This window comes from Streptomyces sp. OR43 (genome assembly GCF_008042275.1).
In the GTDB taxonomy this organism is placed as follows: domain Bacteria; phylum Actinomycetota; class Actinomycetes; order Streptomycetales; family Streptomycetaceae; genus Streptomyces.
Genome location: NZ_RDBK01000014.1, coordinates 20555 through 44466, shown reverse-complemented (window position 1 = coordinate 44466; position 23912 = coordinate 20555). Strand labels below are relative to the sequence as shown.

The following is a 23912-nucleotide window of genomic DNA, read 5'->3' as shown; positions in this document are numbered from 1 at the left end:
TCTCGCCCCCGCACCACCAGCCGGACAACCGGACGGCCGATGGGCGGCCGGCCGCGCCCCATGGCGCTGCCGAGCGCTACGCGCTCATCGCGGCCGGCATCGTCATCGTCGCCCTGACCGCCGGAGCGTTCTGTCTTTCCTACGCGCACCTGGCCGACGTCGCCGGGCAGCATGGCCTGGGAGGTTCACCGGTCCGGCGCTGGGCGTGGCCCGCCACCCTGGACGCCTTCATCGTCGCGGGCGAGCTGCTCATGCTCCGCGCAGGGCTGCGCCGGGTCACCGACCGATGGGCCATCGCCGTGACCGCTATCGGATCTGTCGGCTCCATCGCCTTGAACGTTGCCGGGGTCAGCGGCACACGCGAAACCGGTGACGTCCCTTTCCTCGACTACGTGGTGGCCGCGGTTCCACCGGCAGCCGCGATGGTGGCCTTCGCCGTACTGATGCGGCAGATCCACCAACTCGTGGACCAGCACCCGCTAGCAGGTTCCGGGCAAGTGCTGAGGGCATCGGTCACCACCCCCCTCCGGGCCGCCCGAATATCAGCGGAGCCAGCAAAACCCGGCACGCTCACCGAGCCACCGGCCGCCGTGCCCGATGGGCCTCCGGAACCTCCTGCGGAGGTTGCGGAGACCAAGTCCCGCGGTGGCCGTCCGCCCGGCGCCCCGCTCGGGGATCTCGTGGAGATCGGCAGGGCTGCCTGTGCTGAGCAGGGAAAACTCACCCGGGCGACTGTCCGGAAGGCAGTTGAGGACAAGGGCCTTCCGATTTCCAGTGAGCGGCTGACCGAGGTGACGAACGTCCTCCGGAACGAACTCACAGCCTCCGCCGAAAGCGGTCCATCCAGCGGCTGACCAAAACCCGCCGGGTGACCGGAACSSGTTCCGGTCACCCGGCCAGCCGGTCACTACTGGCTCATCACACCCAAGGACGGGTCCGTGTGACCGCTCGCAGCTCACGGGCCCTCCCGAGAGCCCGCCCCACCCATCGTCTGGAGAACCGCTCATGACGCACGATCCACACCACCCCAAGGAACAGATACCGCTGACGAAGCCGCCTGCGCTGACGGAACGTGTACGGCAGGCATTCGGACGGGCTGCTTCAGACGGAGCAAGTTGTCGGGTAAGGAGTCCTTACCCGACCTCCGCCCCAGGGGAGGCGGAGGCATCCGGCGCCGAGGCGGCACCGGAGTCGGCCGGCCCGGGGGAGCCGGCCGGGTCAGGAGACACCAAGCCATCGTCGAGCGTGCCGCAGCAGCCAGCGCCGCGTCGCCGTCTGCGTGACAAGCAGTTGCGCGAGCGCCGCGTCCACCCCCGCTACAACGACCACGAGTTCGCCCTCGTCAAGAACGCCGCCGCTCTGAGCGGCATGGCGACCGGTGGCTACGTGGCCGAGTGCTCGCTCGCCGCCTCCCGCGCCAGCGATCCCACCGCAGCTGTCGCCGACTACCGCGCCACGGTGAAGACGCTCATGGCCGCCAACGGACAGCTCGGCAAGATCGGCAGCAACCTCAATCAGCTCACCCATCACCTCAACAAGGACGGCGCCTGGCCCCACCCCGCCACCGTCCAAAGGCTCCTGGCCCGCGTCGAGGCGTCCATCGACGACCTGGACACCGCCATCGCCCAGGTCACTGAGGCCCGGTGAGCCGGTGATACCCAAGATCATCCTCGGTGCGGGCCCGAAAGCCACGCAACGCACCATCGCCTACCTCTTCGGCAAGGGGCGGGCCAACGAGCACACCGACCCACACCTGGTGGCCTCCTGGAACGGCTTCGCCCCAGACCCCGGCCGCAGCCCCCACCGCGACCCGAAGGATGTGGAGGCCCAGCTCGTCGCACAACTGGATCAGCCCGTGAAGATGCTGGGCGACAAGGCACCCAGGGACACCGTGTGGCACTGCCCCGTCCGCGCCGCGCCCGAAGACCCGATCCTCAGCGACGAGCAGTGGGCGGACATCGCCCGCCGGATGGTGGCCTCCGCCGGCATAGCCCCCGACGGGGATGAGGAAGCCTGCCGCTGGGTGGCCGTCCGTCACGCCGACGACCACATCCACATCGCCGCCACCCTCGTACGCCACGACGGCCGCCGTCCCGAGCGTGGCTATGACCAGCGAGCCGTCCAGCGTGAGGCCCGCTCGATCGAGGTCGACTACGGGCTCCGGCGGTTGAAGCCAGGCGACGGCACCGGCGCAAAGCGGCTCACCAGCAAGGAGCACTTCAAGGCCAAGCGCCTGGGCCAGGGAGCCGCCGCCCGTGACGTCCTGCGTGTGCGGGTACGCCGCGCGGTTGCCGCCGCGTCCGACGAGGCCGAGTTCTTCGCACTGCTGGAGAACACAGGAGTGGCTGTGCGCTTCAAGCGCGGCCCCTCCGGTGATGCGCTCGGCTGCAACTTCGCCCTGCCCCACGACACCAACGACAAGGGCGAGCCAGTCTTCTACGCGGGCTCCACCCTCGCCCCCGACCTGTCTCTGCCCAAGATCCGCAAGAGCCTCGCCACCACCAGCCCCGAACCAGTCACCGTCCGGCCGGGCAACCCATGGCACCAAGCCACCGCCGCCGCGGAACGCATCCCCCACCACCTCACCCACGGCGACGACCGGACCGCCCAAGGCCAACTGGTCCTACTCGGCGCGACGCTGGATCTACTGCCGATCAACGCACCGACCGCGGCGAAGACCGAACTGGAACGAGCCGCTGTCGCCTTCGAGCGTGCCACCCGCTCCCGCATCGCAGCCGACCTCGCCAGCACCCACGCTCTGCGGCGGGGAATCCAAACGATCTGGCGAGACCGGCCCTCGGACGGCGACGGGTCGGGAATCGCCATGCTGCTGGACACCGTGCTCACGGCAGTAGTGCTCGCCATGCACTGGCACCGCACCCACCAGCACGCCCAGCAGGAAGCGGCAGCAGAACAGGCTCTCGTACACCTTCAGGTCGCGTACGCCCAGGTCGCCGAGCCGGTCCTGACTGGCCTCGCACAGCGTGCCCCCAGCCCTCAGATGAAGCACCGCTACGCCCACCACCTCCAGCAGGCCGTGCCGGAGCACGCCGAGCGCATCCTCAACGACCCCGCCTGGGACGCACTCACCGCCGTGCTCGCCGAAGCAGAGGCTGTCGGGCACAACGCGACGACCGTCCTCGGTCAGGCCCTCGGCCAGCGCACCCTGGACGACGCCCACAGCCCCGCCCGCGCGCTGACCTGGCGCATCCGCCGCCTTGGTGACCGTCACGCCCCTGGTCCCCGCGCACAGGCGGCCAGGGCGCGCAGCACCACGCCCCGCGCTGCCGCCCCGATCCACTCGGCAGCGGCGCCTCTGCCGCCGCAGGCACCGCCAGCACGGCGGCGGTGATCAGGCCGGTGCGGACAGTTTGGGAGTAAGCAGCTCCAGCGCCTCTTCCCAGCGGTACTGGTCCGCGCCACCGCCGGCCTTCGGCTTATGGGGCTCGTACGAACCGATCAGGACGCCCATCTCGCGCAGCCGCTCCAGGCTCTGGCTGTATGCGGGATGGGCGGCCTGCGCCGAGTTCAGGTAGGGCATGACGGCAGTAGGGATGCCGAAGCCGTATGCCTCGCACAGGATGCCGAGCGCCAGGGTGTCCGAGATCCCGGCAGCCCATTTGTTGATCGTGTTGAAGGTGGCCGGGGCCACCGCGATGGCGTCGGCGGGCGGCAGCGGCCGTGGGTCGCCGGGCGAGCGCCAGGCCGAGCGGATCGGGTATCCGGTCTGTGCCTCGACCGCCTCGGCGTCTATGAAACCGAGGCCCTGCGGGGTGGCGACGACGCCCACATCCCAGTTCGCCTCCTGGGCCGCGGTGATCAGGATGCCGACATCACCGGCGATGCCGGAGGCGCACACGACGACGTACAGGAAGGGCTTCTTGGCCTGCCGGCCCGGCTGAACACTCACGCGGGGACTCCCAGTTGACGGCTGAAACGGTGCAGTTCCGGCAGCGTACGACGGCGGTCGCGGGCGGCCATGTCGGCCACCAGCTCACGGACGGCAGGTCGGCGGATGTCCTGGGCCGCGCAGCTTTCTGCGATGCGAAGGGCCTGGTACCCGTCCGCCAGGCGGCCCTGCTGGCTGTAGGCGCGGCCGGCCTCGATCCACAGGGCGGCACGACGCTCGGGGACGGGGATGTGGCGGCGCATGAGAGGCCGGGCGGTGTCCAGGGCGACGCCGGCGTCGCCGAAGGCCACCGCCGCGCTGAGTCCGTGCAGGGCGACGTTGGTCGGGCTGAAGTTGGCCCAGGCGTCGGGGCTGTCGAGTGCCACGTAGCGGGCGACTTCCTTCGCCTCGGTGAGGAAGTCCCGGGTGGCGGAGCGGTCGCCGCCGCTGCTGGCGGCGGTGACCCCGCGCAGAAGCAGCAGTCCGAGTGCCGCGAGGTACTTCGGGGAGCGCTGGTCGTACGAGCCCGTGAGCTGGTCTGCGGTGTGCCGGACGAGGGCGACGGCTTGAGCGGTGTGGCTGTCACGGGCTAGGGCGTGGGCGTGAACGCGGACGCTGGAGGCGAGGACGACGGGATCGCCGGAGCGTTCGGCCTCGGACATGGCGCGTCCGACCGCGAGCCAGGCATTGCCCTGGTCGCTCTGCTTGAGCAGCAGGCTCGCCGAGGTCTGGTACGCCGTGGCGAGGAGCCCGCACAGGTCGCTCGATCCGGGACTATCGCTGATGGCCTGCCGTAACTGCCCGATCAGGACGGGCAGCGCGCCTTCCAGCTTTGTGTAATCGCAGGTGCAGAAGAGGCGTCGTACACCTGCGACTTGGTCTCGCATGCTCTGGAGATCCGGCACCGGTTCGTCACTCACACGGGCTGATCCAGGCAGCAGGGACTGGACCAGGTCCTGATGGGCGGTGCCGGGGAGGGTAGGGGCCGCGAGCGCGGCGATGCCGGCGGCGAGAACGGTACGGCGGTGCATGTCCTCTGTCTCGGGTTCGGAGTGGTTGATGTCCGAGGTGGCGGCGAGGCCGAGGCGGTGGGGCGGAATCGCCAGCACGCGCGAGACCTCGCGCAGCATGCGGATGTCGTCCGTGCCCCTGCCGCCTTCCAGGCGGCTCACCTTGGACTGGTGATAGCCCAGGGCGGAGGCGACTTCCCTCTGCGAACGCCGCTGTAATACGCGGGCCTGACGGATCACTTCACCGATCCGTCTCGCTTCGCTGTGCTCTTCGGCCATCTGTGCCACGGCTCCTCCCGCCGTCGCCGATCCTGCCTTCCCAACCGAGCGTAAGGGACTGGCAGTGCACTGTGATGCAGCTCCTGCATAGACGATGCAGCACCCGCACCCGCCCTGGTCCGAGAGGCCCGTCCGGCGGTTACGTGGAGTGGCCGAACCGATCAGGAGGCCGCTCATGGAAGCGCACCACATCCGGATTCCCGTCCCCGGCACACCTGCCGGCGCCGCGTCGGCGCGCCGGCAGATCTCCGAGGAGATACGGGATTGGGGCGCCGCTCTCGGACCTGCACTCCTGGATGCGGCTGTGTTGGTGGCCTCGGAGCTGATCACCAACGCGGTGCGGCACGCACACAAAGGACCGATCACAGCCGGCGCCTACCTCAGCGACGAGGCGCTACGGATCGCGGTGATCGATACCAGTTTCGACATCCCGGAAGTCGGCCTGCCGGATGCGGAAGAGGAAGACGGACGCGGCCTGTTCCTCGTCGCCGCACTCGCAGACCGCCACGGATTCGACCCGCTGCCTTCCGGTAAGCGCTGCTGGGCCGAGCTCGATCTCAGCGCTCCGCTTCCAACCGTCGCCACACACGTGCCCCAGATGAGGAGCTGACTGTTGCCAGCCGTACGCATTCCCCCAGTCGCCGCAGAAGTGGTCGCCGTGCGCCCGAGCGTTCCGCTCGCCGGGGCCGTGACCGTAGACGGGTCGAAGAACGCGGCGCTGCCCCTGCTGGCCGCCGCCGCAGCCATGCACCGCCCGGTGCACCTGAGCAACGTCCCGGCCAACACGGATGTCGGAACGATGCTCACCCTCCTCCAGCAGACCGGCTGGCACGCGGCCCGCCCGGTCAGCGATCCACACACCACGCTGATCCTGCCGAGCGACAAACAACGCCCGGATCCCGATCCCGAGGTCGCTGCGCGTATCAGGGCCTCGTACTACCTGGTCCCGGCACTTCTCGGCGCCTATGGGCGGGCCCGGTTGCCGTGGCCGGGCGGCTGCGCCATCGGGGAACGCGGGATGGAACAGCACTTCAAGGTGTACGAGCGGTTCGGTGACCGCTCGACCCTCGACGACCGCGGCTACCGCGTGGAAGCAGCCACTGGCGGACGCGGGACGGTGTCGATCATGCTCCCCTTCCGGTCCCGCGGAGCGAGCATCGCCGCTGTCCTGCGCACGGTCGTCGCCGGACGGCCGCTGCGACTGGGCCAACCGAACCTGTCACCCGAAGTGCTCAGTGTCGTAGAGGCGTTGAGGATTTCCGGGTGGGAGTGCCGGGTCAGCGAGGCCGTCCTCACCCTTCAGCCGCCTCGATCCGTCTCCGGCGAGGAGATCGCGTGGCGGGTGCCCGGCGACAAGATCGAAGCGGGCACCCTGGCCTGCGCAGTCGCGGTAACAGGCGGCAACGCGCGCATCCTCGGCGTACACCGCGACGACATCACCCCCCTCATCACCGCGCTGCGCTGGCTCGGCATTCCAGCCGACGCCGAGGACGGCACCCTCACCGTGCAGGCCCAGGACGCTCAGCCCACCGGCCGACCACTGCGAGCCATTGCCTCTCTGTCCCCCGGCGGTCTGGACGCGGACTTCGAGCCCGCGCTGCTGGCCCTGGCCCTCACCCTGCCCGGCACGCACCTGTTCGCCGACGACATCAACCCCGGCCGCCACCGCAACCTGCTGCCCCAGCTCGTCCGCCTCGGAGCCACGATCGACGAGCTGTCGCCCACACAGTGCCGCTTCGCCGGGCCGCAGCAGCTGACCGGTGCCGGGGTGGAGGCCACCGACATCCGCACGGGCTCCGCCCTGCTCATCGCCGGCCTCACCGCTCGCGGCGTGACCACCCTCGGCGGCCTCGAACAGCTCCGGCGCGGCCATGCCGACCTGCCCGTCAAGCTGCACGCCCTCGGCGCCGACATCTGCGAGGTGATCCCGTGAACCGGCAACTGCGGCAAATCATCGCAACGACCGACGTCCACTCCGCCTTCGACTCAGCCGCTCCGATGCTCGCCCACCTCCACGCTGCGAGGCCCGACAGCATGATCGTGGACTGCGGAGACTTCTTCGAGGGGAGCGGCTACTACCACCTCGGCGAAGGACGCATCGAGCGCGAAGTCCTCACCACCCTGTACGACCTGCTCGCGCCCGGAAACCACGGGTGGCCGCACTACTTCGAGCCGCGGCTGCACCGCATGACGGTGTGCGCGAACACAACCGACGACTGCGGCACGCCGCTCTTCGACCGCGTACGCATCCGGGACATCGGAGGACGACGGGTCGCTGTCACCGCGGTGATGGGACCGCAAGCGTTCAACGCCATCCCTGCCGACCAGCGTGCCGGCCACCGCATCAGCAACCCGGCACCGGCGCTGCACGAAGTGATGCGGGAGAACCACCACAGGGCTGACTCGTGGATGGTGCTGTCCCACTCCGGCTTCGATGAGGACCTGAAGCTGGCCGCAGCCTGCCCGCGCGCCGATGTCATCTTCGCCGGGCACTGCCACAGCGACCGCTTCGGCCCCGTGCACGTCGGCGACACCCTCGTGGTCAAGGGCCGCGAACTCGGTGCCGGATACGCCACCGCCGAGCCTGTCGGCAGCGGCTGGGGCGCCCGCATCGGGTCCTTCCCCGACGCTTCTTCCGTTCCTCACGAACTCACCTCGCTGATGGAGAAGATCTCAGCCATCGGACTACGGCTGAGAAGCCCCATCGGACCTGTGGACGAGCGCCTCCGCGATGCGCCCTTGGATCGCCGCAGACTGCTCGAAGAGATCGCCGGCCGACTGCACTCCGGCCTCGGCGCTGACGCGGTCATCCTCAACGAGACCGCCCTGCGTCCCGTGCCACTCGGCGCCACGCTGCCCCTCGGCGACCTGCTGGCCATCGAGCCCTTCGGCAACCAGCTCGTGCATGCCTTCCTCCCCGAGCAGCACGTCCAGGACCACGGCAAGCTGCTCGACCACCTCACCGAACTCGTCGGCCCCCTGATCGTCGCCCCTGCACCTCTTCCCTCGGCGATCCGAACCGTGCTGACCACCGACTACCTCGCCGACAGCTACCTCGGCGGGCGAACTCATCAAGCCGGCTTACGCCTTCGCCAAGCCGTAAGCCATGTCCTGACCGCCTCGCTTCCCGGCTCCGCCGACTCCCAAGAAGGAGGCCAGTAATGATCCTCACCGGACCTGAGATCAAGGCTGCCGTGGCCAACGGGCGCTTACGGATCACTCCCTTCACCCCGGACCAGACGAACCCCAACAGCTACAACGTCCGCCTCGGTCCGACCTTGCTGACGTATGCCGCCAAGGTGATCGACGCCCACCAGACGAATCCCACGCGCTCGATCCTGATCGGCGAGGACGGATACGTCCTGCAGCCCGGCGAGCTGTACCTCGGCCACACCGTGGAGGAGGTCGGCTCGGACATCTTCGTCCCCCTGCTCTTCGGCCGCTCCTCAGTCGGACGCCTCGGCCTGTTCGTCGAGATCACCGCACCGATCGGCGACATCGGCTTCCACGGACAGTGGACCTTGATGCTCTCGCCCATCCGCCCGCTACGGGTGTACGCGGGCATGAAGATCGGCCAGATCATGTTCTTCGTCTCCACCGGTGACGTCGACCTGTATCGCGGCAAGTACCAGGGAGCCGACGGCCCCCAGCCCTCCCGCTACTGGCAGGACGCTGCACTCATCCAGGCAGTGGCCTCGTGATTCTCACGGGGCCGGCCATCGTCGCTGCCATCAGCACGGGAGAGATCACCATCTCCCCCTACGAGCCCGAGCGGATCTCACCCAACGCCTACGACTGGCGGCTGGGCGACACGATCCGCATCTGTGACGGCGACCTCGACGCCGCCACCCGCACCGCCTTCACCGAACACCCCATCCCCGCCTCCGGTTTGGTCCTGAAACCCGGAGTGCTCTACCTCGGCATCACGCTGGAGAAGACCGGCTCGGAAACGTACGCGCAACTCCTCAACGGGAACCGCACCATCGGCGCCCTCGGCATCTGGGTCCACGTATCCGCCCCGCTCGGCCACCAGGGCCATGCGATCCGCTGGACCTTGGAGATCCGCGTCGCCAAGCCCGCCCGCGTCTACCCGGGGATGACCTTCGGGAAGCTCGTCTTCCTCACCACCGTCGGCAGCCCGGCCAGTTACCAGCAACAACGCGCCAAGTACGCGGCGACGAACGGCATCGACATCTCCCGCCTGTACGAAGAGATCCCCCAAGGAGCGCTGTGAAGCCCGTCGTTCGCCCAACCGCGGGCCCTCTGGCAGCCACCTTCCTCGACCTTCCAGCCGGCAGCCCCGGCGGCAGCGTCGAACTCTTCCTCGATCTCTATACCGGCGCCGAGCCCCTCATCCCCGGGTAGACGCGGGCGGGCTTGGCGACGCGGATCTCCAAGGTCCAGCGGATCGCATGGCCCTGGTGGCCGAGCGGGGCGGATACGTGGACCCAGATGCCGAGGGCCCCAGACCCCGCCTCCCCTCGGGCCTCGACCTGCTCTCCGTGTCCGGGAAGTGCCTGGAAGGCGCCGGCTTCAGTCGCTACGTCGCAGCCCTGCGCCGCGCCCTGGTGACAGCGATCGATCCCGCGCAGATCGGCGTTCTGCACTTGCACCATCTCGCGTTCGGCGCCACCCCCGCCCTGCTGCGGGCTCTGCCGGCACACCCAAGGATCGCGATGGTTCACGGCACCGACCTGCTGTTCGCCGAAGTCCACCGCGACCAGCTCCAGGTGCTGCGCGAGACAGCGAGGGCCGCTGACGCAATTGTGGTCTCCACCGGTGCCATGGCCGATCACCTGCTCAAGCTCGCCCCGCAAACAGACCGCCGCAAGGTCGTCCACATCCCGTGGGGCATCCCCGACCATCTGCTCACTGATCCACCGGCCCGGCCCGCCCGCACGTCAACCAGCCATATGCGAGTCCTGTACGCAGGACGGCTGACATCCGAGAAGGGGGTCGAGCGCCTCATCACCGGCCTGGCGCCCATTCCGGGCGTCGAGCTGAGCATCGCCGCCCCCAGAGCCCAGTTCCGCGCCTTGACTCCGCTGCTCCAGCGGGCCGGTGTGCGGGCCCTCTATCTCGGCTGGCTCCGCCGTCCACAGCTGTGGAAAGCCTTCACCGAGCACGACGTGCTGGTCCTGCCGTCCACCACCCTGGAGGCCATGGGCCTGGTCGCGCTGGAGGCCCAAGCTTGCGGCCTGCCTGTCCTGTACCAGCCCGTGCCCGGCCTCACCGAGGTCCTCGCAGGGTCCGGCGTGGCCACCGACTTCACGCAGTCCACCGCACTCGCCCGCGACCTGAACCGGCTGCGGACCGCACCGGGACTGCTGTCCGCTCTGCGACAGGCGGGCTACGCGAACGCCGCTCGCTACCCGCTCTCGATGACCGCTCAAGCCCTGACGGACCTGGGCCGCCGCCTCACATGAACGTCACACAGCAGACGATGCCGCCACGCCGATCGCCCATCGGACCCGCCCACGTCACTACGCTGACCCGGCGGGATGCACACGGCGAACAGGGAGACCATGACGTACCGCACCGACAGCATCGAACAGCTCCTGAGCGAAGGCGTCCGCGACAAGGTCTACCCAGGCGCCGTATGGGCCGTCGGTGACGCTGCCGGCATCCACGCCTCCGGCTCCGCCGGAGTGCTCGACCCCGACGACCCAGGTACGCCGATGCGGCCCGATACCATTTTCGATGCCGCCAGCCTGACGAAGATCCTCGCGGTGTGGGCATCGATCGGCGCCCTCTGGGAGGAAGGCAAACTCGCTCTCGACATCCCACTCGGCACCTTCTGGTCCGAAGTCGACGGCCATCCGCTCGGGGGCGCAACCGCCCGCCAACTGCTGACCCATACGGCCGGCGTTCCGCTGCGAGCCCAGCTCAAGAACCTCTATGGCACGGACCCACAGGACATTCGTGACGGAGTCCTCCACGAAGCCCTGCACCGTCCCCCCGGCGAGGCCGTCGAGTACACCGATCGAGCCGCTCTCATCCTCGGATACCTCGCCGAGCATCTCGCCGGCCAGCGCCTCAACGAGCTCGCGACTCAGCGGACGTGGCAGCCGCTGGGCATGCATACGACCCGCTTCGGGCCGCTGCCCGCCGAGACCGCCTCACGATGCGCCCCGACCGAACTCGACCCGGAGATCGACGCCCACCTCAAGGGCATCGCCCACGACTTCTCCGCACGGCTCTTGGGCGGAGTGTGCGGGATTGCCGGCGCCTTCACCGTCATGGACGACCTCTGCGTCTTCCTGCGCTACATGCTCGACCCCGTCAACGCGCCCAGCCGGGCAGGGTTCGGCTCCGCCTGGACCGCGGAATCCCTGACCATCCAGACCGGCGACCTGCAGCCGGTACGCGGCCTGTTCTGGCACCCCGCGCCCGGTACTACCCCAACCGACGATATCTGGGTCCACTACGGCTTCACCGGCACGGGCATGTGGATCTCGCCCCGTCAACAACGCTGGGCAGTGCTCCTGACCAACAAGCTCTACTACACCCGCGACCGCCAGCCCCTGACGGACATCCGCAACGCCTTTCGTGGGTTCGCCTTCGACTGAGACCGCAGGCTGTCCTTCGCGGTCGCATAAGACACGCGAAGGACGATGCCCGCGGCCGACGCCCCCAGGTACGCGCTTCACAGCACGCTGGGCGACACCCCGCTGAGGTCCAGTCTCGCCGCGTCAGGTGCGCCTGCCAGGTCGCCGGCCGTGAGTGCGGACAGGTAGCGCTCGGCGTCCAGAGCCGCCGAAGCGCCGCTGCCGGCTGCGGTGATGGCCTGCCTGTACGTGTGGTCCACGACGTCGCCTGCGCCGAAGACACCGGGGATGTTCGTCCGGGTGGTGGGGGCGGCGACCCTGAGGTAGCCCTCCTCGTCCAGATCGAGCTGACCGCGGAAGAGGTCGGTGCGCGGGTCGTGCCCGATCGCGATGAACAGCCCGGTGGCAGCGACCTCGCGTGTGGCGCCGGTGAAGACGTCCCGGAGGACAACGCCGCCGAGCATGGGACCGTCCTGTCTGAGTTCGGCGACCTCGGTGTCGAAGGCGAAGGAGATCTTGTCATCGGCGAAAGCCCGGCTCTGCATGACCTTCGAGGCGCGCAGGGCGGAGCGGCGGTGGACGACGGTCACAGACTTCGCGAAGCGGGTCAGGAAGGTGGCCTCCTCCATGGCGGTGTCACCGCCGCCAACCACGACGATGTCGCGGTCCCGGAAGAAGAATCCATCGCAGGTGGCGCACCAGGACACACCGCGGCCGGAGAGTTCTTCTTCTCCGGGTATGCCGAGCTTGCGGTAGCCGGAGCCGGTGGCGACGATTACCGTCCTGGCTCGGTGGACGGTGCCGGCGGAGTCGGTGAGGAGTTTGACGGGGCCCGTGAGGTCGACGTCGGTGATGTCGTCGTCGATCATCTCGGCGCCGAACTTCTCGGCCTGGGCCCGCATCTTGTCCATGAGGTCGGGGCCGTCGACACCGTCGGGGAAGCCGGGGAAGTTCTCGACCTCGGTGGTGGTGGTCAGGGAGCCGCCGACGAAGATGCTGCTGCCGAAGAGGACGGGCCGCAGCTGGGCGCGGGCGGTGTAGAGGGCGGCGGTGTAGCCGGCGGGGCCGGACCCGATGATGACGACGTCGCGTATGTCGCTCACGCCGTGGCCTCCGGGGCGATCTCCTTGATCAGGCCCTCAATCAGGGTCTTGATCTCGTCGCGGATGGGGCGGACCGCTTCCACGCCCTGGCCGGCCGGGTCGTCCAGCTTCCAGTCGAGGTAGCGCTTGCCGGGGAAGACGGGGCAGGTGTCGCCGCAGCCCATCGTGATGCACACGTCGGACTCGCGGACCGCGTCGATCGTGAGGATCTTCGGGGTCTCGGCGGAGATGTCGATGCCGACCTCGGCCATCGCCTCGACGGCGGCGGGGTTGACGGAGGCACCCGGACTCGAGCCGGCGGAACGGACCTCGACCCGGTCCCCGGCCAGATGGGTCAGCCAGGCGGCCGCCATCTGGGAGCGACCCGCATTGTGGACACAGACGAACAGGACGGACGGCTTGCCGGAAGAGTCGGCCATGATGATCGTTCTCTCTCGTCGCACGGCGGAACTCACCCCGCCAATGACTTCAGCCCCCGCTGGTATCAGCGGGTGATGATGTGAGAGTATCAGTGCATGCTGACTTCAGTCGATCCTGATCTGATCCGGGTGCTGGGCGATCCGCTCCGCCTCCAGATCGTGACCCTGCTGGCGCGCGAGACGCTCTGTACGACGCACCTGGTCGAGGAGACCGGCGCGAAGCAGACCAACCTCTCCAACCACATGAAGGTCCTGCGCGAGGCCGGAGTGGTGGAGACCGAGCCCTGCGGTCGCTTCACCTACTACAAGCTCAAGCCCGAGGTCCTGGCCGGGCTCTCCCAGCAGTTCGCCGCACTGGCCGACTCCGCCCGTACCGCTTCCGAGAACAAGAGGGCCTGCCCGTGACATCCACCGAGCCCACCACTTCACCCGCTCCGGTCGGCGGTGGGGACGATTCGATCGTCAAGAAGCTCTCCACCCTCGACCGCTACCTCGCGGTGTGGATCCTGCTCGCCATGGCCATCGGCCTCGGGCTAGGGCGGCTGATCCCCGGGATGAACGACGCGCTGGCGAAGATCGAGGTCGGCGGGATCTCCCTGCCGATCGCGCTCGGCCTGCTGGTCATGATGTATCCGGTGCTGGCAAAGGTCCGCTACGACAAGCTCGACACCGTCACCGGCGACCGCAAACTGATGGTGTCCTCGCTGGTCATCAACTGGATCGTCGGGCCCGCCGTCATGTTCGCCCTGGCCTGGATCTTCCTGCCCGACCTGCCCGAGTACCGCACGGGCCTGATCATCGTCGGCCTCGCCCGCTGCATCGCCATGGTCATCATCTGGAACGACCTCGCCTGCGGCGACCGCGAAGCCGCCGCTGTTCTCGTCGCCCTGAACTCGGTGTTCCAGGTGTTCGCGTTCGGCCTGCTGGGCTGGTTCTACCTCGACCTGCTGCCGCGCTGGATGAACCTCGGCGACGGCCAGGGCCTGGACGTATCGGTCTGGCACATCGCACTGAACGTCATCATCTTCCTCGGCATCCCGCTGCTCGCCGGCTTCCTCACCCGCCGCATCGGCGAGCAGAAGATGGGCCGCGAGAACTACGAGGCGAAGTTCCTGCCGAAGATCGGCCCCTGGGCGCTGTACGGGCTGCTGTTCACGATCGTCATCCTCTTCGCACTCCAGGGGAAGACCATCACCTCCCAGCCGCTGGACGTCGTACGGATCGCACTGCCGCTCCTGGTCTACTTCGCGATCATGTTCTTCGGGACCTTCCTCCTCGGCAAGGGCCTCGGCCTCGCGTACGACCGCACCACCACGCTCGCGTTCACCGCCGCGGGCAACAACTTCGAGCTGGCCATCGCCGTCGCCATCGCCACCTTCGGCGTCACCTCCGGCCAGGCCCTGTCGGGCGTCGTCGGCCCGCTCATCGAGGTCCCCGTCCTGATCGGACTGGTGTACGTCGCACTGGCCTGGCGCAAGAAGTTCGCCCCCTCAGCCCTCGCCACCCCGGAAAAGGACGCGTGATGCGATGCGTCCTGACGCCGTGACCAGGCAGACGGATGTGGTGGTGATCGGCGGCGGGCAAGCCGGGCTCGCCGCCGGATACCACCTGCGCCGCAAGAAGCTGGACTTCGTAATCCTGGACGCGCAGGGCACACCCGGCGGGGCCTGGCAGCACACCTGGGACTCCCTGCACCTGTTCTCGCCGGCCGCCTTCTCCTCGCTGCCCGGCCGGATCATGCCGGCCCAGCCGGGCCACGAGTACCCGGATGCCGGGCACGTCGTGGAGTACCTGAGGGACTACGAGCAGCGCTACGAACTGCCCGTTCACCGCCCGGTCCGGGTCCAGCAGGTACGCCGGGACGGCGATCGGCTGCGGGTGGAGACGGACAAGGACATCTGGTCCGCCCGGGCCGTGGTCTCGGCGACCGGCACCTGGTGGCGCCCCTTCCTGCCCGCCACCCCCGGCCGGAACGATTTCGTCGGCCGTCAGCTACACACCACCGGCTACCGGAGACCGTCCGACTTCGCCGGGCAGCGAGTCGTCGTGGTCGGCGGCGGGAACTCCGGAGCGCAGATCGCCGCGGATCTCGCCACCCACGACGGGGTCGACCCGACCTGGGTCACCCAGCGCCCGCCGCGCTTCCTCGCTGACGACGTCGACGGCCGGGCCCTGTTCGACGCCGCGACCGCCCGGCGCCGCGCCCTGGACGAAGGACACACCGATACCGGCGGCGTCGCCTCACTGGGCGACATCGTCGCCGTCCCACCCGTCCGCGAGGCGCGGGACGCCGGACTGCTCAAGGCGTCCCCGATGTTCACCCGGCTCACCGCCGACGGCATCGAGTGGGCGGACGGCACACGGGCCGCAGCCGACGCCGTGATCTGGTGCACCGGATTCCGCCCCGCCCTGTCCCACCTCGCGGCGCTGGGCCTTCGGGGACCACGCGGCCACATCCCCACGCACGGCACGCGGGCGGCCGGGGAACCTCGCCTGCACCTGCTCGGCTACGGCGACTGGACCGGCCCCGCCTCCGCCACCCTCATCGGCGTCGGCCGCCCGGCCCGCGACGCCGCCGCAGAGATCGCCGAACTCCTCAGCCGCTGAAGGCATCCGAGCCGGCGCCTCCGGTACCGGACTCGATTGCGGCACGACTGGGGCGGCTCAATTGACGTGATGACTGCGGCGTTCGATCAGTTGCACATCCCGCCATACGCCATGGAGCCGGCCGACGCGTTCCCGTGTCCCGATGACACGGAACCCAGCCTGCTGGTGCAGGGCGAGACTGGCCGCGTTCTCGGGAAAGATCCCCGACTGGATGGTCCAGATCCCGGCCGCCTCCGTGGACGCGATCAATGCGTGCAGCAGAGCGCGAGCAATACCCTGCCCGCGGGCGTCCGGGTGCACGTAGACGGAATGCTCGACCACGCCGGCGTATGCGGCGCGGGCAGAGACAGCCGAGACGGCAATCCAGCCGACCACGGCAGCATCGGGGGTGAGTGCGACCATGCGGTGATAGGGCAGCCTCGACTTGTCGAACGCCTCCCAAGAGGGGGCGCTCGTTTCGAAGGTGGCGTTGCCTTCATCGATCCCGGACTGGTAGATCGCCAGGACCTGCTGGGCGTGTTCGGCAAGCATGGGGGTGAGGGTGAACTGCGCGGGCACTGCGATTCCTTCCTGCCGCACGATGCTGGCGCCGATTGTGCCGCGTTGCGGTGACGGGTCAGACGGACCCCCTGAGAAGAGCAGGCCGAACACGAAATACCATCTGCCTGAGGCTCAGCGCTCCCGCAGACGGGACAGCACGTACCCCGCGTCCCTGCCCGCACCACGCAGGGTCTTGGAGGAGAAGCTGCGCTGGAACTCCATGCCTACAAAACCGAAGCCTGGCACGGCCGTGGCAATGCCGCCCTTGTGCAGTGGTGCGCCGTCGGAGCCGAGGGCACCACTGTCGTGGAGGTAGGGGAAGGTGAGTCGGTAGCCGGTGGCGAGCAGGACCGTGTCGACGGATTGCTTCGTTCCGTCGGCCCACACCACGCCCTCGTTGGTGAACCGGGTGAACATGTCGCGGCGTACGACGCCGTGCCGGTCCAGTGCGGCCAAGTAGCGGCCGTCATCGATGACGGAGACGGGCACCTTCGCCAGCAGCCGTCGGATCGGGGCGATGTCGAGGCGGGTGTGTCGCAGCCACCAGTGCAGGTCCCGGCCGAGCGGGCGCTGGGGCATCCAGCCGATCGGGCGCCGGCTGGCCAGGGTGGTGTCAGCGACCGCGCCGAGGTCCGCGGCGATCTGAATCGCGGAGTTGCCTCCACCGACCACYACGACTCGCTGCCCGGCGAACGCGTCAGGACTGCGGTAGTCGGCGGCGTGCAGTACCTGCCCTCCGAAGTCCTGGCGTCCAGGAAGGTCCGGAGTGAAGGGGGTGCCGTAGTCGCCGGTCGCGGCGATGACCGCCCCGGCGGTGAACTTCCGCCCGTCGCCGGCGAGTACGGACCAGGCACCATCCCGGTGCGTAGCGGAGGTGACGGAGGTCGAGGTGCGGATGTCGGCGGGCAGACGGTTGGCGTAGGCGCGCAGGTAGTTCACGACTTCGTCCCGGCGCGGGTATCCGTCCGGGTCGCCGGGGAAGCGCATACCGGGAAGGGAAGAGTACCGGGCCGGGGAGAACAGCGTGAGGCTGTCGTAATAGCGCGGCCAAGACCCGCCCGGCTCCTTCGCGGCTTCCAGGATCAGAATGCGGGTGAAGCCGTGTCGCGGTGCGAGGGCCGCTGTTGCCAGGCCGGACTGCCCGGCGCCGATGACGATGAGATCGGCATGTTCCATGAGAACGTAACCCTTCACTTGAGTCGTTATTTCGGGAAGTGACGAAATGTTGAGCAGGAAGCTGTGACTGAGAACGACATCGAGACGTCCGCGGTGGATCCGGCCACGGCCGACTTCCTCAAGGCCCTCGCCAGTGAAACCCGTCAGAGGGTGCTGCAGCAGTTCACCGGCGGGATCGAGCTGACGGTCGGCGAGATCGCCGACCGCTGCACACTGAAGCCGTCGACCGCCTCGGAACACCTGAGCCTGCTGCGCCGCGGCGGCCTGGTGATCTCCCGCAAGGAAGGGAAACAGGTCTACTACCGGGCTGACGGCGCCACGATGACCGAGCGCGTCTCCGCGCTCCAGGCATACCTGGCACGCTGCTGTCCGCCCGGCTGCGCCGGTTGACCCGCGGGCGCGAACCGGAGGTCAGGTGCGCAGGTCGAGCATGGCGGACATGGCTGCCACGACGGGCGGGGCGACCTTGTAGTACACCCAGGTCCCGCGCCGTTCCGAGGTCAGCAGACCCGCCTCGCGCAGCTTCTTCAGATGGTGGGAGACGGTCGGCTGGGAGACCCCGACATCGGAGATGTCGCACACGCACGCCTCGCCACCTACATGCGAGGCGACCTTGGAGAACAGCCGCAGCCGCACCGGGTCGGACAACGCCTTGAACATCGCGGCCATCTTCTCCGCGTCGTCCTGCGACAGCTCCCCCGCGGTGATCGGCGGGCAGCACGGCACCACCGTTCCGGCGTCCAGCACCGGCAACTCCACCATCCGTGAATTCGACATGCGTCTATGTTGACACTCATCGATACCAGTGGCAACCTTTGGATATAGACAGCAGTCGAAACAGCGGCCGGGAACGGTCGCCCATCCCGGAGGACATCACCGCCATGACCACCACTGCAGACCTCCCGGTTGTCGTCATCGGCGCCGGCCCCGCCGGGCTGGCGGCCGCCGCACATCTCGTCGAGCGCGGCATCGAGCCTCTGGTCCTGGAGACCGGACCCACCGCCGCCACCGCGGTGCGCGGCTGGTCGCACGTGCGGCTGTTCTCGACGTGGAGCGAGCTCGTCGACCCGGCCGCCGAGAAGCTCCTGGCACCCACGGGATGGGCTCGGCCCGAGGCAGACACGTATCCCACCGGCGGCGACTGGGCCGAGCACTACCTCCAGCCGCTCGCCGACGTCCTCGGCAACAAGGTCCGCTACGACACCACCGTCACGGGCGTCTCCCGCCTCGGCCGCGACCGGATCGTCGACGCCGACCGCGAGCAGCAGCCCTTCACCATCCGCGTCACGCGCGCCGACGGCACCGAGGAACGGATCTTGAGCCGCGCCGTGATCGACGCGTCCGGCACCTGGTCCACACCCGCCCCGATCAGCGCCGATGGACTGCCCGCCCTGGGCGAGCACGCCGCCTCCGCCCGCGTCTCCTACCGCATCCCCGACCTCGAGGACCCGGCCGTCCGCGCCCGGTACGCCGGGAAGCGCACCGCCGTCATCGGCTCCGGGGCCTCCGCCTTCACCGCTCTCGCCACGCTCGCCGGCATGGCGAAGGACGAGCCCGGCACCCACTCCGTGTGGATCCTGCGCCGCGGCATCAGCGGCTCCACCTTCGGGGGCGGCACCGCCGACCAGCTCCCCGCACGCGGCGCCCTGGGCCTGGCCGCGAAGGCGGCCGTCGACGACGGGTACGCCGACGCCGTCACCGGCTTCCGCACCGAGGCCGTCGAACCCGCCGCCGACGGCCGGCTGGTCCTCGTCGGTGAGGACGGCCGGCGCCTCGACCCGGTGGACGAGGTCATCGTCCTGACGGGCCTGCGCCCCGACCTGTCGTTCCTGTCGGAGCTCCGCCTCGCCCTGGACGAGCGCCTCCAGGCACCGGTGGAGCTCGCCCCGCTTATCGACCCGAACCAGCACTCCTGCGGCACCGTCTACCCGCACGGCCACCGCGAGCTCTCCCACCCCGAACAGGGCGTCTACCTGGTCGGCATGAAGTCCTACGGCCGCGCCCCGACCTTCCTGGCCATGACCGGCTACGAGCAGGTCCGCTCCGTCACCGCCGCCCTCGCGGGCGACACCGAGGCCGCCGACCGCGTCGAACTCACCCTTCCCGAGACCGGAGTGTGCGGCGGCGCCGGACTCTTCGACGACCCCGCCGCCGGACAGAGCGACGAGGGCGGCTGCTGCGCACCGCCCGCGCCCGCCCTCGTACAGATCGGCACCGGCCTCTCCCTGCCGCTGGCGGTCACCGAGGACTCCTCGTCCGGCGGTTGCTGCGGGTCCTGAACCACCGCGCCCGGCCGCCTTCGGCCGGGCGCGTCCGCACGAGTCAGGAGGAACGTCATGTCACGAGTGCAGCTCGCCCTACGCGTCCCCGACCTCCAAGCCTCAATCGCCTTCTACAGCAAGCTCTTCGCCACCGAACCAGCGAAACTGCGCGACGGGTACGCCAACTTCACCATCGCCGAACCGCCGCTCAAACTCGTCCTCGTCCAGGGCGCACAGGACGCAGAGACCCGCATGGACCACCTCGGCGTCGAGGTCGACACCACCGAAGCAGTCCACGCCGCCACCACCCGCCTCCAGGACGAAGGACTGGCTACCGACGTCGAGACCGACACCACCTGCTGCTACGCCCTCCAGGACAAGGTCTGGGTACACGGCCCCGGCCAGGAACCATGGGAGGTCTACGTCGTCAAGGCAGACGCCGACTCCCTGGCCAAGCAGAAGAACAACACCTGCTGCGCGGACCCGACCGTCACCGAAGCAGGCCCACCCGCGCCGACCGGGGCCGGTGGCTGCTGCCCGTGACCAACCTCGACGCCCGCGGGGCCGCGACCGGAACAGGGGACCGGTCGCGGCCCCGCGCCGTACTCCCCGCCCTGTGCGCCACACAGATCACCAGCTGGGGAATCCTCTACTACGCCTTCCCCGTCCTGAACCCGGCCATCACAGCCGACACCGGCTGGTCCACCGGCGCAACGACAGCCGCATTCTCCGCCGCCCTGCTCATCTCCGCCTTCGCCGGCATCCGGGTCGGCCGGATCATCGACCACCGCGGACCACGCACCGTCATGACCGTCGGCTCCGTCCTCGGAGTGACAAGCCTCCTCATCATGGCCGCCGCCCCCAGCCTGCCGGTGTTCCTCGCCGGATGGCTGCTGGCAGGACTGGCCATGGCGGCCACCTTCTACCAGCCCGCCTTCGCCGCACTGACCCGATGGTGGGCCCCCGACCACGTCCGCGCCCTCACTATCGTCACCCTCGCCGGCGGACTCGCCTCGACCGTCTTCGCGCCTCTGACCGCCGCTCTGGCCGACAACATGAGCTGGCGCATGACCTACACCGTCCTTGCTCTGATCCTCGCGATCGTGACCATCCCCGCCCACGTATTCGCGCTCAAGGCCCCCTGGCCGGCCGCGCCGCCACTGTCTCCCCACACCGGAAATTCCGCGACGGCGGTCACGCGCAGCCGGCCTTTCTGGATGCTCGCCGCAGCCCTCACCCTTTCCGCCTTCACCGTGTACGCCGTCGTCGTCGCCCTGGTCCCCCTCCTCATCGAGCGCGGGTACTCAACCAGCCAGGCTGCATGGGCACTCGGCATCGGTGGCGCCGGACAGACCCTGGGGCGCACCCTGTACGCAACACTGGCCGCCCGAACCGGTGTCACCGTCCGAACGACCGCGCTCATCGCGCTCGGCGGCGTCACCACCGCAGCACTCGCCGTGGCCCCCGGCCCGTACGCCCTGCTGGTGGCGCTATCGATCGCCGCCGGAATGGTCCGCGGCAACATCACCCTGCTGCAGGCCACAGCAATCACCGACCGATGGGGCACCACCCACTACGGCCGCCTCTCCGGACTCCTCGCCGCACCCACCACCACGGCGTCAGCCCTCGCTCCATTCGCCGGGGCAGCCCTGGCCGCACCACTGGGCGGATACCCGCTCCTGTTCGGACTGCTTGCCGCCGTTTCAGGGGTCGCGGCTCTGATAGGGCTGGGCACAGCCCTTAGCTCCAGCCCTGCCCTCATCCGACGCTAGAGACTCCATCTCCACCAAGCGTGGACTGTCCCGTGCCGCCAGGTCCATGAGCAGATCGCGCTGAGACAGTCTCAGAAGGCCGCTCAGCCGCCGCGGCCCACTGGCGCCCCATGCGGCGTCTGCAACAGAGACAAGAGGAGACCACCCACCCCGGTCGCACTCAGATCCCCGAGATGCTGGCCCTCTGCCCAAGGTCGTCGCGCCAGCCACACGCCAGAGCAATCACTGAACGGTTCAACTGGGCCTGGAATCAGCGCCACGGATCATCCTCTGCTACCCGGTCAATGCGGCTGTGCACCAGAGCACTTGTTGACCTAACTCCCAACACCCTTAGCTTTTGCCGTGATATTTTCACGCCTGTGATTAAGGATGAAGTCGCGCACATCCGCGACGCCACCGCGCAGCTCTGCGAACCCCTTCACGATGCCTTCGCATGGGCCGTTCAACACCAGCGCGCTCAGTTACCCGAAATGGACGGACACCCATACGGCTGGATCCGCACGCACATGACCCGCGCCTTCGTCCACTACCGCCTCGGGTCAGCGGCAGCCCGCCTAGGCAACTGGAAGCTCAGCGGCAATCACCGCAGGAACGGCGAGCTGTGGCTGACGAACGACGAGTACTGCACACGGCTGCTCCACGCCTTCAAGGACGACCACGTCCCCGCCCCCGGACCGAACCACCAGCGGCGAGCCTTCTACCAAAACCGTCCCCTGACAAAGTTCGGCCAGCCGACCCTGATGGGACCGGAAGACAACGACCTGCTTATCCTCTGGCGTATCGATGCCGAGGGAGCACCGTTGTTCCGCGTAGTGCGGACCATCGGGACGTGGAGGTTCGGCAAGGAGCAGCGTGCCGACCTTGATTTTCCACTGCTCGCCAGCGCGTCCGACCTGCGAGACCTTCACTTCGAACCGCAAGATGAAGGTCTGGAACTCGAACTTCCGGATGAGGAGACAAACGATGCCGACGGCACTGGAGGCTTCTCCTGGTGAGCGACTGCGGACGCTCCGCGACCTCCTCGGGCTCACCGGTGCCGATCTTCACCATCTGACAGGAATCAGCCAGAGCTGGACCTCGCAGGTTGAGACAGGCGCCCGTGAGCCCGCCGAGGACCGGCTTCGAACAATCGCTGAAGCCACCGATACACCCATGAGCTTCTTCTACGCACAGCCCTCCTCCGTACCACTGGACTCGTTGCGCTTTCGCAAGATGGCAACGGCGAGCCGGACTGTCACGCGCCGGATCAGTGCGTTCTACGGAGAGAGCTTCCGCGTGACGGAGGAGATCACCGGCAAGGCCGGGTACCCGGCACCTCCACTCCCGTTCGCCAGTTCACCAGACCTCTCCGACAGGGACATCGAGGAGCTGGCCGCTCAGACGCGTGAAGCTCTGCGCTTGGCGCCGGACAAGCCCATCCCGCACCTAACTCGCGCGCTCGAACGCGCCGGCATCTCGGTCGCGCCCATCGTGCTACCCGACCCAACTGGCGACGCAGTCAGCCCGACCAACAAGCACTTCGGTGTCTCATATTGGGCAGGCATCGGAGAGACCGCTCTGATCGCGTACTTCCCCGGCGCGCAGGGCGATAGGGACCGCTTCACCCTCGCCCATGAACTCGGTCACCTGGTACTCCACACCTTCCGGCCACGGGCAGCAGACCCAGAGGGCGAAGCAAACCGGTTCGCGGGTGCCCTGCTCGTCCCCTACGGAAGGGCGCGCGAGGAAATCACTGACCGACTGACTCTGGAGGGGTTCGCTCGCCGAAAGCAGGCGTGGGGAGTGTCCATCCAGGCATTGATCCTTCGCGGTGCTGCCGTGGGAAACATCGACGACAGTCGGAAGCGATCTTTGTACGTGCAGTTGACTCAGCGAGGTTGGCGGAAGGAGGAGCCCGTGTCAGTAGGACAGGAAGCACCCCTCCTCCTCTGGCGCCTCCTGCAACGCCAGTACGGGGACAAGCCGTATCTCCGCGCGGCAGACCAGCTGGCAATCCAGCCCACCATTCTGCGATCTATCGCCCCGCAACCAGTCTCGAACGCTTCGTTTGCAGGACCTGACCAGCCAAGGGCTGACGGAAAGGTAGTTGCCTTCAAGCCACGATCAAGCAGACGAGGCGATGACCTGCGCAGCACTGCACCCTGATCACCGCCTCCTAACCCTGCCGAGGCAGCGAGCCCCCGCTCTCCCATGCGTGAGCGATGCGTGAGCGGACGGTCCGACACAAGGCGTCAGGAGCAGGACCGAGTACGACGCCGCGCGGCGCTGACCAGGCCGGACAGCACCACGCGGCAGCCTCGGGCACTAC

26 protein-coding genes and 1 pseudogene are annotated in these 23912 nt (G+C 68.7%); 20 read left to right on the top strand and 7 right to left on the bottom strand.

Annotated features, from left to right (window positions below):
* From EAO72_RS08865 to EAO72_RS08855, 3 genes are all read left to right on the top strand, one after another.
* Positions 1 to 854 (top strand): DUF2637 domain-containing protein (locus tag EAO72_RS08865; protein WP_261991377.1); only part of this gene is annotated, 854 nt, incomplete at its 5' end.
* A 391-nt stretch (positions 855 to 1245) separates the two neighbouring features.
* Positions 1246 to 1647 carry a plasmid mobilization protein gene (locus EAO72_RS41850; RefSeq protein ID WP_187284977.1) on the top strand — a complete coding sequence of 134 codons (402 nt, stop codon included), beginning with the start codon at positions 1246 to 1248 and terminating at the stop codon, positions 1645 to 1647.
* Between the two features lie 4 nt (positions 1648 to 1651).
* The gene (locus EAO72_RS08855; protein ID WP_148016695.1) at positions 1652 to 3352 is read left to right on the top strand and encodes a mobilization protein; all 1701 of its coding nucleotides are present in this window, start codon (positions 1652 to 1654) and stop codon (positions 3350 to 3352) included.
* Here EAO72_RS08855 and EAO72_RS08850 read toward each other — a convergent pair whose 3' ends face one another.
* Both EAO72_RS08850 and EAO72_RS08845 read right to left on the bottom strand, forming a co-directional pair.
* Positions 3353 to 3910, bottom strand: coding sequence for a flavoprotein (locus tag EAO72_RS08850; protein WP_148016694.1), 558 nt, complete (start codon positions 3908 to 3910; stop codon positions 3353 to 3355).
* Positions 3907 to 5178 (bottom strand): helix-turn-helix domain-containing protein, encoded by a 1272-nt coding sequence (locus EAO72_RS08845; RefSeq protein ID WP_148016693.1) that lies wholly within the window; start codon positions 5176 to 5178, stop codon positions 3907 to 3909. Before EAO72_RS08845 ends, EAO72_RS08850 begins: the two co-directional genes overlap by 4 nt.
* 175 nt (positions 5179 to 5353) lie before the next feature.
* Here EAO72_RS08845 and EAO72_RS08840 point away from each other — a divergent pair, with 175 nt between their 5' ends.
* The 8 genes and pseudogenes from EAO72_RS08840 to EAO72_RS08800 all read left to right on the top strand — a co-directional run bounded on the left by EAO72_RS08840 (position 5354) and on the right by EAO72_RS08800 (position 11747).
* Positions 5354 to 5788: an ATP-binding protein gene (locus tag EAO72_RS08840; RefSeq protein ID WP_148016692.1), complete on the top strand. Its 435-nt coding sequence runs from the start codon at positions 5354 to 5356 to the stop codon at positions 5786 to 5788.
* A 39-nt stretch (positions 5789 to 5827) separates the two neighbouring features.
* The gene (locus EAO72_RS08835) at positions 5828 to 7111 is read left to right on the top strand and encodes a UDP-N-acetylglucosamine 1-carboxyvinyltransferase (RefSeq protein WP_148016702.1); all 1284 of its coding nucleotides are present in this window, start codon (positions 5828 to 5830) and stop codon (positions 7109 to 7111) included.
* Positions 7108 to 8340: a metallophosphoesterase gene (locus tag EAO72_RS08830; protein WP_148016691.1), complete on the top strand. Its 1233-nt coding sequence runs from the start codon at positions 7108 to 7110 to the stop codon at positions 8338 to 8340. The genes EAO72_RS08835 and EAO72_RS08830 overlap by 4 nt, the downstream gene beginning before the upstream one ends.
* Positions 8340 to 8879 (top strand): dCTP deaminase, encoded by a 540-nt coding sequence (dcd, locus tag EAO72_RS08825; RefSeq protein WP_148016690.1) that lies wholly within the window; start codon positions 8340 to 8342, stop codon positions 8877 to 8879. The genes EAO72_RS08830 and dcd overlap by 1 nt, the downstream gene beginning before the upstream one ends.
* On the top strand, positions 8876 to 9412 hold the full coding sequence (locus tag EAO72_RS08820; protein ID WP_148016689.1) for a dCTP deaminase: 537 nt from the start codon (positions 8876 to 8878) through the stop codon (positions 9410 to 9412). Before dcd ends, EAO72_RS08820 begins: the two co-directional genes overlap by 4 nt.
* A pseudogene (locus EAO72_RS43770) lies at positions 9409 to 9549 on the top strand (glycosyltransferase); the annotation flags it as partial. The gene EAO72_RS08820 and the pseudogene EAO72_RS43770, both read left to right, overlap by 4 nt.
* A 41-nt stretch (positions 9550 to 9590) precedes the next feature.
* Entirely contained in the window at positions 9591 to 10604 is a 1014-nt protein-coding gene (locus EAO72_RS08805) for a glycosyltransferase family 4 protein (RefSeq protein ID WP_148016688.1), read from the top strand.
* Between the two features lie 99 nt (positions 10605 to 10703).
* Positions 10704 to 11747, top strand: coding sequence for a serine hydrolase domain-containing protein (locus EAO72_RS08800; protein WP_148016687.1), 1044 nt, complete (start codon positions 10704 to 10706; stop codon positions 11745 to 11747).
* A 77-nt stretch (positions 11748 to 11824) separates the two neighbouring features.
* Here the strand turns inward: EAO72_RS08800 and trxB are convergent, their stop codons facing one another.
* Entirely contained in the window at positions 11825 to 12829 is a 1005-nt protein-coding gene (gene trxB / locus EAO72_RS08795; protein WP_148016686.1) for a thioredoxin-disulfide reductase, read from the bottom strand.
* Positions 12826 to 13248 (bottom strand): arsenate reductase ArsC, encoded by a 423-nt coding sequence (locus EAO72_RS08790; protein WP_148016685.1) that lies wholly within the window; start codon positions 13246 to 13248, stop codon positions 12826 to 12828. Before EAO72_RS08790 ends, trxB begins: the two co-directional genes overlap by 4 nt.
* A 96-nt stretch (positions 13249 to 13344) precedes the next feature.
* Here EAO72_RS08790 and EAO72_RS08785 point away from each other — a divergent pair, with 96 nt between their 5' ends.
* From EAO72_RS08785 to EAO72_RS08775, 3 genes are read left to right on the top strand one after another with little or no spacing between them, the layout of a single operon-like run.
* Complete coding sequence (locus EAO72_RS08785) at positions 13345 to 13653, top strand: ArsR/SmtB family transcription factor (protein ID WP_148016684.1); 309 nt, start codon at positions 13345 to 13347, stop codon at positions 13651 to 13653.
* Positions 13650 to 14771 (top strand): ACR3 family arsenite efflux transporter, encoded by a 1122-nt coding sequence (gene arsB, locus EAO72_RS08780; RefSeq protein ID WP_148016683.1) that lies wholly within the window; start codon positions 13650 to 13652, stop codon positions 14769 to 14771. The genes EAO72_RS08785 and arsB overlap by 4 nt, the downstream gene beginning before the upstream one ends.
* A 19-nt stretch (positions 14772 to 14790) precedes the next feature.
* Positions 14791 to 15855 (top strand): ArsO family NAD(P)H-dependent flavin-containing monooxygenase, encoded by a 1065-nt coding sequence (locus EAO72_RS08775; protein WP_148016682.1) that lies wholly within the window; start codon positions 14791 to 14793, stop codon positions 15853 to 15855.
* Between the two features lie 57 nt (positions 15856 to 15912).
* On the opposite strand, the gene EAO72_RS08770 is transcribed toward EAO72_RS08775, so the two are convergent.
* The gene (locus EAO72_RS08770) at positions 15913 to 16386 is read right to left on the bottom strand and encodes a GNAT family N-acetyltransferase (RefSeq protein WP_148016701.1); all 474 of its coding nucleotides are present in this window, start codon (positions 16384 to 16386) and stop codon (positions 15913 to 15915) included.
* 141 nt (positions 16387 to 16527) lie between these two features.
* Complete coding sequence (locus tag EAO72_RS08765; protein ID WP_148016681.1) at positions 16528 to 17571, bottom strand: flavin-containing monooxygenase; 1044 nt, start codon at positions 17569 to 17571, stop codon at positions 16528 to 16530.
* Between the two features lie 63 nt (positions 17572 to 17634).
* Here EAO72_RS08765 and EAO72_RS08760 point away from each other — a divergent pair, with 63 nt between their 5' ends.
* Positions 17635 to 17961: an ArsR/SmtB family transcription factor gene (locus tag EAO72_RS08760; protein ID WP_261991376.1), complete on the top strand. Its 327-nt coding sequence runs from the start codon at positions 17635 to 17637 to the stop codon at positions 17959 to 17961.
* Between the two features lie 21 nt (positions 17962 to 17982).
* Here EAO72_RS08760 and EAO72_RS08755 read toward each other — a convergent pair whose 3' ends face one another.
* Positions 17983 to 18348: an ArsR/SmtB family transcription factor gene (locus EAO72_RS08755; RefSeq protein WP_148016680.1), complete on the bottom strand. Its 366-nt coding sequence runs from the start codon at positions 18346 to 18348 to the stop codon at positions 17983 to 17985.
* Positions 18349 to 18452: 104 nt separating this feature from the next.
* Between EAO72_RS08755 and EAO72_RS08750 the strand changes: the two genes are divergently transcribed.
* The 5 genes from EAO72_RS08750 to EAO72_RS08730 all read left to right on the top strand — a co-directional run bounded on the left by EAO72_RS08750 (position 18453) and on the right by EAO72_RS08730 (position 23749).
* On the top strand, positions 18453 to 19850 hold the full coding sequence (locus EAO72_RS08750; protein WP_148016679.1) for an NAD(P)-binding domain-containing protein: 1398 nt from the start codon (positions 18453 to 18455) through the stop codon (positions 19848 to 19850).
* 57 nt (positions 19851 to 19907) lie between these two features.
* Positions 19908 to 20375: an ArsI/CadI family heavy metal resistance metalloenzyme gene (locus tag EAO72_RS08745; protein ID WP_148016678.1), complete on the top strand. Its 468-nt coding sequence runs from the start codon at positions 19908 to 19910 to the stop codon at positions 20373 to 20375.
* Positions 20372 to 21604 (top strand): MFS transporter, encoded by a 1233-nt coding sequence (locus tag EAO72_RS08740; RefSeq protein WP_148016677.1) that lies wholly within the window; start codon positions 20372 to 20374, stop codon positions 21602 to 21604. Before EAO72_RS08745 ends, EAO72_RS08740 begins: the two co-directional genes overlap by 4 nt.
* Positions 21605 to 21963: 359 nt before the next feature.
* On the top strand, positions 21964 to 22599 hold the full coding sequence (locus EAO72_RS08735) for a hypothetical protein (RefSeq protein ID WP_148016676.1): 636 nt from the start codon (positions 21964 to 21966) through the stop codon (positions 22597 to 22599).
* The gene (locus EAO72_RS08730; protein WP_261991375.1) at positions 22526 to 23749 is read left to right on the top strand and encodes an XRE family transcriptional regulator; all 1224 of its coding nucleotides are present in this window, start codon (positions 22526 to 22528) and stop codon (positions 23747 to 23749) included. Before EAO72_RS08735 ends, EAO72_RS08730 begins: the two co-directional genes overlap by 74 nt.
* Positions 23750 to 23912 lie beyond the last annotated feature (163 nt).